Below are 13,299 nucleotides of genomic sequence, written 5' to 3'. Positions count from 1 at the left end.
AAAAATCGGATACCAGACTGATGATTTGAGACCCTATAGTCGTGCTCACTTTATGAACATGGTGACTCAAATTACCCCCAACCGCTGCAATCATCAAGACTAAATGTTTCTCTTTGAATCTCGAATCTCGGCTTGATACAGTCTCTTCACTCCCTGCATTGGCAGGGATGAACCAACTAACTGCTTGTCGCAGTTATGCTCCCCATTTCATGGGGATGAGGGGGCGGTAACGCCCCCACCTTTATGTCTGGCTCTCATAGATGAGTCCGAGATGACTATCGAGTACTACAGCCAGCCGGCTATCGATCTGCGTCCTCCCCTTGTTATCGAGCAAAAGGGGGTAGCTGTAGCGAAGCAGGGGGCTCTCGGCAAAGGCCCGCACCTCGGGCTGCGACTTGATGGCCTTGACCAGCGCCTGATTGGAGAGGCTGAGCTGGCAGGCGCAGAGCTGGCAGGCCAACTCGGAGGAAAGGGGAGCATCGAGATCGAAGGGCTCAGCATCAGGCGTCAAGGCCACCCCCTTATCAGAGACAAAGAGCGGGATCACGGTGACGCTGGATTTGCCCAGCCGGGTGCAGTTAATTAAGCCTTTGTCCTCGCCCTCTCCCTCTTCATAACCTCTGGGCTTGTCCGAATAGGCAGTACCTGGGTCTGCATCAGCCCTGATAACAATATTGCGGGCCAGCTGCCGTTGTTGTTGCTCTGCGGCCAGATAAGTGGCGTAGCTGTATTCCTCGATATATTGGCGTAGCGCCTCACTCACCGAATCGGGCAACTCACCGTCGCCATAGACGGCCTGTACCAGCCGATCGATATCCTGGGGCAGTTGCAAGCTGGTTTCGCCGAGGAGCCGCAGCCAGGTCATGGCGAGCAGGTAGGGATCGTAGACAAAGCGCCAACGGGTGGTCGCCAAATCGGGTAATTCACCGGGTAAGAGTCCGGCCACCGTCAACACCGGCTGCCGATGGGGCTCGGGGCGATGGGGGCTTTGGTGTCGGTGCAGCCGCCCAACCCGTTGCAGCAGCAGATCGACCGGGGCGAGATCGCTGACCAGAAAATCAAAGTCGATATCGAGGGATTGCTCCACCACCTGGGTTGCCACCAACAGAGCCCGGGCCGGACGTTTCCCCTCTTTACCAAAGGTGGACAGCACGGCAGCTTCTCGCTGTGCCCGTTCATCGGCGGGGAAGCGGGCATGAAAAATCTGCAGGGTGAGATCTTCCGGCGCCTTGGCCTTGAGCAGGCTATAGAGCTGCTGCGCCCGCTCGACCGTATTGACGATGATAGCGCCGCAGCCCCCGTGGGTCAGGGCCTCAAGTGCCACGCAGAGCAGCGCCTCGGGTGTGGTGCCGCAGCCTGCGAGCTTGACCGGCATCATCTCCCGACTTGCTATCTGGTCATCCCAGTCGAGGCCCCTGTCATCGGCAAGCACCAGCCGCGGATAGGCAAGCTCTGGCAGCACTGCAGGGTCAACCCGCCATGCCTTGAGCAAACCATCACGACGCTTTGTTGGCAGCGTGGCACTCATCAGGATGACAGAGCAGCCCAGGCCTTTTAGCCAGCGCAGCAGCGCCTCAATCAACCCCTCGGTATAGGTGTCGTAGGCATGCACCTCATCGAGCACCACTACCCGATTGGCCAGCCCCCACAGCCGCACGAAGTGATGTTTGACGTTCAGCACAGAGAAGAGCGCCTGATCGATGGTGCCCACTCCATAGGGAGCGATCAGCGGTCGCTTGCGACGGGAGAACCAGCGGGCGGCTTCTACCCCCTCACTCTGCTTGCCATCCTCACCCCACACATCCTTGAGCGCGGCCATCATCTCCTGACGGGCGGCGCCACCGTGGATCAGTTGCAGATCAGGCGCCGGTCCGTGAGCAAAAGCATCCATAAACTGGCGAGCACGGGCAAACAGGGCATTGCCGGTGGCCTGTGTTGGCAAGGCCAGATAGAAGCCGCGATGGCCATTGGCACGCTGCAAGTGCAGGTGTGCCATAAAGGCGAGCTCAGTCTTGCCCTCCCCCATGGGTGCCTCCACCAGCAGCAGAGCCGGCCCCTGGCTCTGTTGTAACAGGGCAACGCCCTGTTGCTGCAAGGCTCTCGGCATGACCGGCTGATCGGCAGCCAGCATTTGGCCCAGTTGCCTGTCAAGCGGTGCGGGCTCGGATAGCATGGGCGCAAAGGAACGCCAGCCGATGGTCGCAAGCGCCCGATGAGCCAGCGCCTTGGCATGGATGTAGTGTTGTCTGAGATCGTCGTGACGAATACCGAAGGAGAACCACTCGAGGTTGGAGCCAATCCAGTCGGATATGGAGGTCAGTCCGGCCAGCCAGTTGATGGCGGGCAGGGTCAGCATGTCGGCCGTGATCACTCCCGGAGGGGAGAGCACGGCCCAGTAAGCATCGAGCAATGCCTGCCTGGCTTGTGGCCAGACGGGGTCTTCACGAGCAGGCAATCCCTTTTCAATTTCCTTCTGCTTGAGCGGATAGCCATGGTGAGCGCCAACCGCTTCAGACACTTGCTGACACCAGCAAAAATCGGTGCCGGTTCGCGCCGGTAGCCACTCTTCCAGAATGGCGGTCGTCGCCCAGTCATGCCGGTCACTGCGCAGCGATGCATCGGCAAATGTCAGCCCTTGCGCCTTCGCAAGCGCCAGCCCCAGGGGCCATTTGGCCTGAAACCCCGGGATCGCCTTGCCCACGTCATGCAACCCGGCCAGCGCCGCCAACCAGCGGGGGGCCGTCTCAGCCGCCAGGCCAAATTGCTTGGCCAAATGTTGATGAGTGGTGACGGGTTCGAGCTCGAGGATCGACTCGGCCACCGCAGCCACATCCAGCATATGGGCCAGCAAGGGGTGACCCTGCTTATCGCTGCTTTTGGCCCAGAAGATAGCGGCCTGCGGATTGAGGCTTGAAAACAGGATGGGATCTTTTAGCTCTTCCATGTCGGCACCTCTCTATCCTTGCTGCCCATTATTTCCCTCACTCACAGGCTGGCCCACTGGCGCAGATGTCTCGTGTTTTTTAGTCCCGCCGTCGTGGTGGTATTCACACTCTGGTGAAGCTCGAGGGACGATAGCACCTCGAGCTCGCCGCTAAAGCGCACCAGCTCGCGCTGGTCGGCGTAGGGGAAGCGCAGGCGAATATGGCCGCTTGGCTCTAGGGTCTGGGTTTGATCCTGATGCCACTTCATATCCCTGACCCAGGGGGCGGCGGATGAGTCAAAGCGCAGTTCAGCCTGCTACAGGGTGCTGCCGGCAAAGATGCCGTAGCCATTGGTAAACAGGCGAAGTGCATGGACTGGCCAGAATCAGTCAAAACTGATAGTTATCTTGCCAGAGTGACCTGGATGGGACCATGGCATAACACCGGGATTGTGCGGGGGGTCATTTAAAGAGTGCTGGTGGATGGGGTCGGTAGAGCAGGTTAGGAAAGAGGACGGGTCGAGGACGCTGACAGGATTACGCTACTGGAACTACGAACCGGCCGACCCGCCACCGGAACCCCAATTGCAAGCATTGCCCTTGGTAAACAGACCATATCAGTGGTGGCAGGGATAGACAACTACCAGGCATTGTACGGCGCAAACACCAGCCTGTTGCCACGTGATGCCAAGGAGACCATATGATGACCGATCAGCCAGCTTTTGTTCCTGTCCTTACAGTGATGGTGGACTACGGAGGGGCACCGTTCCTGTGGCTCAAAGAGTCACCAGATGAACCAGGCTACGTGAACGACTGCACGTGCGAGGGCGATGGATACTGCGAAGATGACCCCATGTCGGAAGAGCTCTGGGGCATGTTTTCTCCTTGGGCGCGCGAATTTAATAGAACCATGTATAGCAGCCATGCGCTTGATCCCGATCGCTGGGACTGGGGGGCTTTTCACGAGCGAGGCCTGCAACTGACCCGCCTGCTCAAAGCAGAGGTGGGTGATGCGTACCGAGTGCTTTATTGCAAACCTGTAGAAGATCCCGCGTTTAAGCAGGACGAGTACAGGGAAGTCTTGGCCGACGGAACCATAGTTCCCTTCCATCCTGATCTGGATGGGTCTGCCGGCTCTTAGTCTATTGAGCTGCTGCTTCAACCTGTAATAGAACGCAAGTGGTATCACAAACGGTATCAACCACGCTTGACTGCAACCAACAAAACCACTCATTCATCTGATTTTTAATGACTTATTAATTTCAATCTACATTCAAATTCAAAACATCGAGTGACCCCATCGCCGATGCACCAGCCCCCGCCACCCGGGGGCTTCCATTTTGATGGTCGATAGCATGGTCCACCTCCCGCCACTCATGGCAGAATAAGCCCCTCTTTCTCTGCTTTTGTTCCCGACATGAGCCAATCCCTCGATGGCGTCATGATGTTCACGAGCTGGAGTGAAATACCTGTTGCACCAAAATGCTCTCGCTGCCAGGAAAGTCGTACCAGATGTCGACCTTCTTACGAGTGCTTTGCCGTCAAGACAATCGATTCGGATGTTTTTGGAAGACAAGATGACCAACCACAACTTTTCCCAGACTGCAGCCTTTATCTGGTCGGTCGCCGATCTGCTTCGCGGTGATTTCAAACAATCCCAGTATGGACGGGTGATACTGCCCTTCACCCTGTTGCGCCGCCTCGAGTGCGTGCTGGCCCCCACCAAGGATGCCGTGGTAGCAGAGCATCAACGGGTCAGCGCAATGAAATTGTCGGAAGAGGCGCAGGAGAAGCTCTTGCTGCGCGCGACCCGGAGCAAGGCCAATCCCGAGGGGCTGGCCTTCTTCAACACCTCGCCGATGGATCTGGCCAAGATGGGGCAAAACGGGATCAAGGCCAATCTGGAGCACTATGTTCACTCCTTCTCGAAAGATGCGCGGGAGATTTTCGAGCACTTCAACTTCGATGAATTTATCGCCCTGCTGGAAGATGCCAACCTGCTGTTCAAGGTGGTGAAGCTGTTTGCCACCACTGACCTTAGCCCAGCAGCCATCTCCAACCACGAGATGGGGTTGGTGTTTGAAGAGCTGATCCGCCGTTTTGCCGAATCGTCCAATGAAACTGCCGGTGAGCACTTCACCCCGCGCGATATAGTGCGGCTCACCACCTCCCTGGTCTTTATGGAAGATGACGAGGCGCTGACCACAGAGGGGATCATTCGCACCATCTACGACCCGACTGCTGGCACGGGTGGCTTCCTCTCATCGGGGATGGAGTATGTGCACGAACTCAACCCCAAGGCGGTCATGCGTGCCTTTGGTCAGGAGCTCAACCCCGAATCCTATGCCATCTGCAAGGCCGACATGCTGATCAAGGGGCAGGATGTCAGCCGCATCAAGCTCGGCAATACCCTCTCCAACGACCAACTGCCCGGCGACAAGTTTGATTACATGCTCTCCAATCCGCCGTTCGGGGTGGACTGGAAGAAGATTGAAGAGGAGATCAAAAAAGAGAGTGCGAAAGGGTTTGCCGGTCGTTTTGGCCCCGGCCTGCCTCGTGTCTCCGACGGCTCCCTGCTGTTTTTGCTGCATCTGGTCAGCAAGATGCGTGATACCCATGCCCTCGATGGCAGCCTGACCGACGGCGGGCGGATCGGCATCATCCTCAACGGCTCCCCTCTCTTTACCGGCGGGGCTGGCAGCGGCGAGAGCGAGATCCGTCGCTTCATTCTGGAGTCGGATCTGCTTGAAGCCATCATCGCTCTGCCGACTGACATGTTCTACAACACAGGTATCGCCACCTATATCTGGGTGCTGAGCAACAAGAAAAAAGCCGAGCGTCAGGGCAAGGTGCAGCTGATCAACGGCGCCCCCCTTGGCAGCAAGATGCGTAAATCCCTTGGCTCCAAGCGCAATGTGCTGAGCGATGACGAGATCGCCGCCATCACCCGCAACTTTGGCGACTTTGTCGCCATCGATACCCTGACCGAGAGTGGCAAGCCGCTCACCAGCAAAATCTTTGACAGCCATCGCTTCGGTTATCGACGGGTCACCATAGAGCGGCCGCTGCGCCTCTCGGTCGCCGTCAGTGACGAGGCCGTCGCCTCGCTGCGTTTTGCCGCCAAACCCTTGAATGGGGCCATGATGGCGCTCCATGAGCAATTCGGGATGGCCTGGGAGGCAGAGGAGTATGGCGCCTTCGGTGAGCAAGAAACGGCAGCCCGCGCCCTGCTCAAGGCTGACTTCCCCGAGCTCAAGGAGAAGCAGATCAAGGAGCTGCTGGCCCCCTCCCTGTGGCAGAGCCAGCGCGCCCTGATGGAGAAGGCAAAGGCCTTGCAGGCGGCCCTCGGCACCGCCCAATGTGATGATTTCAATCGGTTCGAGCTGGCGCTGAAAAAGGCCCTGCAGAGCAGCGCTATCAAGCTCGATACCAAAGAGAAGAAACAGTTTATTGAGGCTATCAGCTGGAAAAACCCGGCGGCCGAGCCCGTGGTGAGCAAGGTGGTGAAAGAGGAGCCCCAGCCGCTCTATGGGGCCTTTGCCTACGCGGGTTCGCTCAAGACCTGGCAAGGCAAGGTGGTGGAGTATGAGCAGGACAGCGATCTGCGGGACTACGAGAACATCCCCCTCGACCCCGACCGCAATACCGTCGCGCTGATAGAGGAGTACTTTAAGCAGGAAGTGCAGCCCCATGTGGCCGATGCCTGGATCAATGCCGACAAGCGTGATCAGCAGGATGGTGAAATTGGTGTTGTTGGTTATGAAATTAACTTCAAGTATTTTTTCCAAAAAAACTACTCTAGAGATAGCATTTTTCAAGGCCATTCATCTCGATTAAAAGAAATAGTCACAATTAATACAAGTGGTTTGTATGTTCTAGAATCATCAACAGGGAAAATAACTGATTTTTCCAGCCTTAGTGAGCAAAGAAAATTACAAAGCCCTATTCGCTTTGATCTTCATTCAGAAAAAATGTTACCAGAGTTTTACAACGTATTTTTATTGCAAGAAGAAGGAAAAGATTGGCTTGAGAGTAATTTTTCATCATCAAGCACTTTTAGATATGTTTCAATGCCCGCTTGGCTAAACAGTAAAATTACTCTTCCACCAATTAGTAACCAGTCTGAATTAGTAGATCTTTGGGAAGAGTGTGAGGCAGTCCTTTCACGGGTTATAAACCTAAAAAAATCCTTACTTAGCAACTTTAGTACAGCACAAGAGCAGATTAGACCATATCAGGGAGTTATTAATAGATATGAACTTGAGTTTTCATCAATGTTGCCAACACCTTTAGCAATATTGTGGGAGCTAGCTGAATAAAGGTTTAACGATAAAGACTGGTGTGAAGCATTCATTAAACTCTTTGAGTATCTAGGTTTTTATTTATGCGCAGTTATTTTTGGCATACAGAAACCGAAAATCAAGGTATTTGATGGTAAACGCAGTATAAAAGACATATCTATGGGGTTTAGTTATTATCAATTAGAAAAACTTGACCCTGATGCTTTTATTGATAACCCTGTAATGCGTAAAATTGTGAGCAAGGACTTAATCTCCCTGCTTAAGGATGCTACAGACATCAGGAATGACATTGCTCACAGAGGGCTACCATCAGCCTCTTCAGTTATTGAAGTGAAAGAAAAAATTGATAGATTAAAAGACAAGATACAGTTAAGTATTCGAGACTTTTTTGAGATGACCACTTTATTAAAGCCGAATCAAGCCAAATATGATGGCATTTCATTTTTATACGAAGTAGATGTATTAAAAGGTCTCGGTATTAATCCAAGCAAAACTGCGCTGCTAAAAACTAAAGAGCCGTTGGTCTGTGGTGATCTCTACATAGCGCATGATGCTATTAACCCAGAGGAAGATGTCGCTATATCAAAATTATTTCCGCTTATAAAAGTGACTGAAACCATACCAGATAGTGAGCTCATAGGCTTCTATTTTTATAGTGACGTGCCTAATGGACAAGAAAAACTTAGATTTGTATGTCCATATCCAAACATTGAGACATATAAATATTTTGATGCAAAATTAATTACTGACAATACTGAAAATTAACGTATACCTGCATCATTAAATTAAAGGATAAACTTTCTATTTATAACATTATCTCCGCACTGCGGAGAGAATTGAGCTGGACCCATATCAAATATCGACGAGCCCTTGAAGCGGGACTTTTATAGCCAGATGGCCATCACCGAGGGGTGGTCAACCCGCCCCCTGGATGAGCGGATTGAATCGCGCTGGCCTTCAATATGCAGCTAAGCGGCTTGGACGGTGAGGAGGGGGCGCTGGTGCAGGTGCCCGATGAGCGAGCCAGACTGCGTGACTATTTCGACCGGCAAGAGCAGCCAGCCTTGCTCGATATGCTGCTCGATGAGCTCGGTCGCAACCCCAAACGCTGGCAACACTGGCTGAGGAAGATGGACCTGAGTGAGCAGACGCTCTCCCCCGCCAAGCTGAAAACCCTGATCAACAAGGCGTTGCCCAGACAGGATATTTGGGAATGGCAGGAGGTGAGCGGCTATTTCGCCGAGGCCGCCGAGCAATTTGAAGCGATCTGGGAGGGGGTCGATACCCTGCCGCTTGAGCAGCAGTGGCTGCTGACCAATCATGCCCTCAAGCGCCTCAACACTGTGCTGCAGCAGATCGATGACTCCAATGGTGATCGCTTCGAACTGGAGGCTGATATCTGCGAGCGCCTCCCCGCGCTCTTTGCCCTGTTGCCCTGGTCGGAGAGCGACAAGGTTGACTGGCTCTTTACTCATCTCATCGAGCAACCTATGGATGTGTTCCCGGAAGAGGAAGCCTTTGGTGAACTCCCTCAAAGCCCGGCCTTTCTGGCACTGTGCGAGAAAGGGCTTGAGCAAGTGCTGACCCAGGGGGAGCAGGGCCACGAACGTGACTGGGATCTGCTGCGCTACGGTAACCCTCTGCTGGAAGCGGCCAGAGCCTGCGGTGACTGGCGCCGCGAACTGACGCTGCTGGCCAGCATGGCCAGTTGCACCAGAAACTGGCTCAAGCTCTGCATGCTCTGTTGCGAGCATGAGGAGCCGCTGGAGGGGGAGTATTGGCTCGCCAAGGCGCGCAAGGGGGCAGTATCGCCCCATGAGCAGGACGCCTGCGATGAAGCAGAGATTACGTTATGTGTGGCACTCGGCGAGAGGGGGCGAGCATGGCGCCTGGCACGGGCCGGGTTCGAGCGGATGCCTTATTTTGACGGGTTCAAGCGACTGCGCCAGTTGCAGCAACAGTTGGAATGGCAGGACGAGACCCTGCTGCCCTGGGTCGAGCAGTGCTTCAAGGATCAGGTAGCGGTCAGGCAGCCGTTCAATTTACCCTCTCATCAGGATGCGCTGGTGCGCTTCTATCTCGATCTGGGTCGGGTACAGGATGCCTGCGACTGGGTGGCGCACCACAAGATCAGCCCGGAGCTGCTGCTGACACTGGCTGAGCGAATAGCGCCGGACCATCCTGAGCTGGCCATGACCTACCTCTTCCGGGTGGCGACCGGCTACGTGGCCACGGGCCATCACGGTGGCTATGAGAAGGCGGTCTCGGTGCTGCGCAAGCTGGAGCAGTCGCTGGGGGATGACAAGGCGCTGCAGGAGCACTTTATCCAGCAGCTCAAGACGCTGGCGACCGAACACAAACGCAAGCGCAACTTTATCCAGCTGGTGAATCAGTATTTCCCCTCCCGCCTCTGAGTTGCTCTGATTCCCATTCTTCTCTGGCCGTTATCTGCAAGCGCCAAGGGATGGGTATCCCAGCCATAAAAACGGGCACTGCAAGTGCAGGCCCGTTCTTTTGCTGATAACCACCCGTTCTGGCTGGGGGTGCGGCTTTTTATCCGTTTGACGCTTTGAATTTGCGGCTACGCAGCAGCAGGGGGAGCTGGTAGAGCACCAGAGCCCCCAGCACCAGACCGGCGCCAGCCAGCTTGGCAGGGCCTAGCGGCTCGTCATAGAAGAAGGTGCTCAGGATCAGAGTCCAGACGGGTTCCAGCAGCATCAGCAGGGCGGCGTGGGCCGTGGTCATCTGGCTCAGGGCGTGGGTGAGCAGCCAGTAGCGCAGGGTGGTGGCGATCAGGACGCTGGCGGCAAACCAGCCCCAGACACCAGAGCTGATGTCGGCGGGCCACTGCTCTGTCAGCAGGGAGAGCAGGGTGCCGATCAGGCCGGTCACCGCCAGCTGGATGCAGGTGAGCCAGGTAGGGGGAATGGACTGGGCGAAGTGGCGGTGCACCGCGAGCTGAACCCCCAGGGTGGCGGCCGCCGCCAGAAACCAGAACAGGGACAGGGACACGCCCCAGTGGGTGCTGCTGGAGAGCAGCAGCAGGCCGGCCACGGCGATGGGCAGGGTGAGCCAGTAGTGGCGGCCGGGTCTGGCCTTGAAGGCGGCCCAGGCGGCGAGCGGCGCCATCAGGGTGGCCACGCTCATGATGAAGGCGCCGCTGCCCAGCGCATCGCTCTGGCTGATGGCGGTGACCCAGAACAGCAGGCTGGCCCCGAGCAGGGTGCCGCACCCGGCGGCACGCAGCAGTTGCGAACGGCTGGGGGGCGATTCGCGCAGCCAGGCGAGCGGCAACAGCAGCAGGGCGGCCAGCAGAAAGCGGCTGCCGATAAAAGCGGCGGTGGGCAGCTCACGAATAGCCTCTTTCGAGAAGAGCCAGCCAGCGGCGGCCAGCAGGGTGACCAGTATCATCAACAGCAGGGGAGCGCGGTTCATCGGGGCATCACAGGGTCAAGGCAAAGGGCAGAGCATAAAGGAAAGCAGGCCGGATTGCCTGCGGCGTTTGCTCCTGCCCCGGGATCAGGCGGGCCTATGAGCGGACACGGGGTGGCCACCTGGGCCACCCGCGCTAGTCGTTTTCCAGTGCGGCGAGGCAGTGGGACAGGGTGCGCGCCAGCGCCCCCTGGTTGCGCAGCACCACGGCACGGACCTGCTCCCCCATCTGGCGGCGGGCGCCCGCATCGCCGAGCAAGGCGTTCACCTTGTCGCCCAGGGCATCGGCATCCGCCACCACGGCGGCGCCCCCCTGAGCCACCAGCTGGCGGGTGATGTCGCTGAAGTTGAAGTAGGCGGGGCCGGTCAGGCAGGGTTTGCCGAGCGCCGCCGGCTCCAGCAGGTTGTGGCCACCAATCTTCACCAGGCTGCCGCCGACGAAGGCCACGTCAGCCGCCGCCAGCATCAGCGGCAGCTCGCCCATGGTATCGCCGAGATAGACCTTGTCCGTCTCGCTCACCGGCTTGCCCTGACCCTGGCAGTGAGAGCGCAGCACGCAGCCGTAAGGGGCGCACAACTCGGCCACCCTGGCAAAACGCTCGGGATGGCGCGGCACCAGGATCAGCAGGGCAGACGGATGTGCCTTGAGCACCCGATCGAAGGCGGCCAGCACCTGCTCGTCTTCCCCCTGATGGGTGCTGGCGGCGATCCAGACCGGCCGCTCCTGTCCAAGCTGCTGGCGCAGGGCGCGGCCCCGGGCCTGCACCTCGTCGCCAAACTGGATGTCGAACTTGATGGAGCCGGTCACCGCCAGCCGCTCGCGGCCAATTCCCAGACGATGGAAGCGATCCGCGTCGTCCTGGTGCTGGCACAGCAGGTGAGTCAGCGGGCGGCTGAGGGCATCGAAGGCGCCCTGGAAACGGGCATAGCGCTGGCAGGATCGCTCGGAGAGGCGGGCATTGAGGATGGTCACCGGCAGGTGGCGTGCCTCGCAGGCCGCCAGCCAGTTCGGCCACAGCTCTGTCTCCATCACCCAGAGGGCGCGGGGCTTGAAGGTGGCCAGAAATGACGAGACCGCCCAGGGGTAGTCCAGCGGCGCATAGCGATGCACCACCAGATCCCCGAGCTTGGCCGCCTGCTCGGCACCGGTGCGGGTGGTGGTGGTGAGCAGTATGGGCAAGGAGGGCTGCTCCGCCTTGAGGGCGCGGATGAAGGGGCTGATGGCCAGCGTCTCCCCCACGCTCACCGCATGGATCCAGAGCGGCGCCTCCTGCCCTGTGGCAGGCGTCCGCCCCAGGTGCTCGGCCCAGCGCTTGCCGAAGCCGGGCTTGCCTTTTTTGGGCTTGTAGAGCGCCAGCAGCGCCAGTGGCAGGCCCAGGTGGATCAGCAGGTTGTAGAGCAGCCGATAGATCATGCTACTGGCCTTCGCCGCCGGTCGCGGGCTCAGCCACCGGCTGCAGCGCTATGATCAGGTCCGCCCCGTCACTGCGCTCCAGCCGTTTGCCCGCCTCTATGACCTGCTCCGGCATCAGCTCGATCAGGCACTTGAGGTGGCCGAACTTGCAGGTGCGCTTGAAGCAGGGGCGACATTTGATGTCGGTGTGCACTATCTCCACCCTGTCCGCCAGGGGCGGTGTGTAGAGCGGCGAGGTGGAGCCATAGACGCCGATCAGCGGCCGGTTGAGGGCGGCGGCGACGTGCATCAGGCCCGAATCGTTGGCGATGACCCGACCGGCCAGCGCCATGAGATCGATCGCCTCGTGCAGGCTGGTCTTGCCCGCCAGAACGTGACAATTGGGACGGGACAGGGGATTGATCCGGTCCCGTATGGTGTTGGCCACCTCCACATCCTTGCCGGAGCCGAAGATCCACACCTGACAGCCTTCATCCAGATGCTTCTGGGCCACCACGGCGTAGTGCCCCTCGGGCCAGCGCTTGGCCGGGCCGAACTCGGCCCCCGGGCAGAGCACCAGCACGGGGCGGGCGCGATTCAGGCCGAGCCGCTCCAGGGCCTTGTCCTGATTGACGAGATCCACGTGCAGGGACGGATGGGGAATGGACGGAATGTCGCTCCGGCTCTTCATCTGTGCCTTGGGGTAGGCCAGCGCCAGATAGGCTTCCACCATCAGCGGAAAGGCCTGCTTGTTGCTGCGCATGTCGTTGAGCAGGCCGAAGCGGTGCTCCCCCTTCCAGCCGGTACGCACCGGGATCCTGGCAAACCAGGGGATGAGGGCCGACTTCATGGAGTTGGGCTGGATGATGGCCTGATCGTACTGCTCGGCGGCCAGCTGCTTGCCGAGCCGGCGGCGGGCCCCCAGCTTGAAGTCACCGTGGCCGAGCGGCATGGGGATAGCCTTGTCCACCTCGGGCATCCGCTCCAGCAAGGCCACGCACCAGGCCGGCGCCATCACATGCAGCTCGCTGTCCGGGTGATTGCTCTTGAGTGCCTTGTAGAGGCTCTGGGACATCACCATGTCGCCGACCCAGGAGGGGCCGATCACCAATATCTTCATCGCGCGTCTTCTCTCGGGACTGGCCCGGCTGTTAATCGTTACTGGGCGAGATTATGCCCCAAGAAAGGCCGAAGAAATAACAGAAGATCCCTGCCTGATGCGCAAGAGGCCTTCAGGGACAGCACAAGGG

Annotated in this window: 9 protein-coding genes; 4 read left to right on the top strand and 5 right to left on the bottom strand. The window is 58.1% G+C overall.

The window, feature by feature from the left end; all coding sequences use genetic code 11:
• Nucleotides 1-241: 241 nt before the first annotated feature.
• Both cas3 and OC537_RS15035 read right to left on the bottom strand, forming a co-directional pair.
• A complete protein-coding gene (gene cas3, locus OC537_RS15040) occupies nucleotides 242-2,944 on the bottom strand; it encodes a CRISPR-associated helicase Cas3' (RefSeq protein ID WP_262112448.1) in 2,703 nt (900 codons plus the stop codon).
• 41 nt (nucleotides 2,945-2,985) lie between these two features.
• Nucleotides 2,986-3,192, bottom strand: a complete 207-nt coding sequence (locus OC537_RS15035; RefSeq protein WP_235698468.1) for a hypothetical protein — start codon at nucleotides 3,190-3,192, stop codon at nucleotides 2,986-2,988.
• 431 nt (nucleotides 3,193-3,623) lie between these two features.
• Here OC537_RS15035 and OC537_RS15030 point away from each other — a divergent pair, with 431 nt between their 5' ends.
• The 4 genes from OC537_RS15030 to OC537_RS15015 all read left to right on the top strand — a co-directional run bounded on the left by OC537_RS15030 (nucleotide 3,624) and on the right by OC537_RS15015 (nucleotide 9,638).
• Nucleotides 3,624-4,064 (top strand): hypothetical protein, encoded by a 441-nt coding sequence (locus OC537_RS15030; RefSeq protein ID WP_262112444.1) that lies wholly within the window; start codon nucleotides 3,624-3,626, stop codon nucleotides 4,062-4,064.
• A gap of 319 nt (nucleotides 4,065-4,383) precedes the next feature.
• A complete protein-coding gene (locus OC537_RS15025; protein ID WP_262112442.1) occupies nucleotides 4,384-7,242 on the top strand; it encodes an N-6 DNA methylase in 2,859 nt (952 codons plus the stop codon).
• Nucleotides 7,243-7,383: 141 nt separating this feature from the next.
• The gene (locus OC537_RS15020; protein WP_262112440.1) at nucleotides 7,384-7,989 is read left to right on the top strand and encodes a hypothetical protein; all 606 of its coding nucleotides are present in this window, start codon (nucleotides 7,384-7,386) and stop codon (nucleotides 7,987-7,989) included.
• Between the two features lie 197 nt (nucleotides 7,990-8,186).
• Nucleotides 8,187-9,638 (top strand): hypothetical protein, encoded by a 1,452-nt coding sequence (locus OC537_RS15015; protein ID WP_262112438.1) that lies wholly within the window; start codon nucleotides 8,187-8,189, stop codon nucleotides 9,636-9,638.
• A gap of 139 nt (nucleotides 9,639-9,777) precedes the next feature.
• On the opposite strand, the gene OC537_RS15010 is transcribed toward OC537_RS15015, so the two are convergent.
• From OC537_RS15010 to waaF, 3 genes are all read right to left on the bottom strand, one after another.
• Nucleotides 9,778-10,659 carry a DMT family transporter gene (locus tag OC537_RS15010; protein WP_106885458.1) on the bottom strand — a complete coding sequence of 294 codons (882 nt, stop codon included), beginning with the start codon at nucleotides 10,657-10,659 and terminating at the stop codon, nucleotides 9,778-9,780.
• A 133-nt stretch (nucleotides 10,660-10,792) separates the two neighbouring features.
• Nucleotides 10,793-12,070 (bottom strand): lipid IV(A) 3-deoxy-D-manno-octulosonic acid transferase, encoded by a 1,278-nt coding sequence (waaA, locus tag OC537_RS15005; RefSeq protein WP_262112436.1) that lies wholly within the window; start codon nucleotides 12,068-12,070, stop codon nucleotides 10,793-10,795.
• Between the two features lies 1 nt (nucleotide 12,071).
• A complete protein-coding gene (gene waaF, locus OC537_RS15000; protein ID WP_262112435.1) occupies nucleotides 12,072-13,169 on the bottom strand; it encodes a lipopolysaccharide heptosyltransferase II in 1,098 nt (365 codons plus the stop codon).
• Nucleotides 13,170-13,299 lie beyond the last annotated feature (130 nt).

Origin of the sequence: Aeromonas sp. Marseille-Q5825 (assembly GCF_946892685.1) — a bacterium.
GTDB lineage: Bacteria > Pseudomonadota > Gammaproteobacteria > Enterobacterales > Aeromonadaceae > Aeromonas > Aeromonas rivipollensis.
The sequence above is the reverse complement of the archived record's forward strand: the minus strand, read 5'-3'. Positions and strand labels throughout refer to the sequence as shown.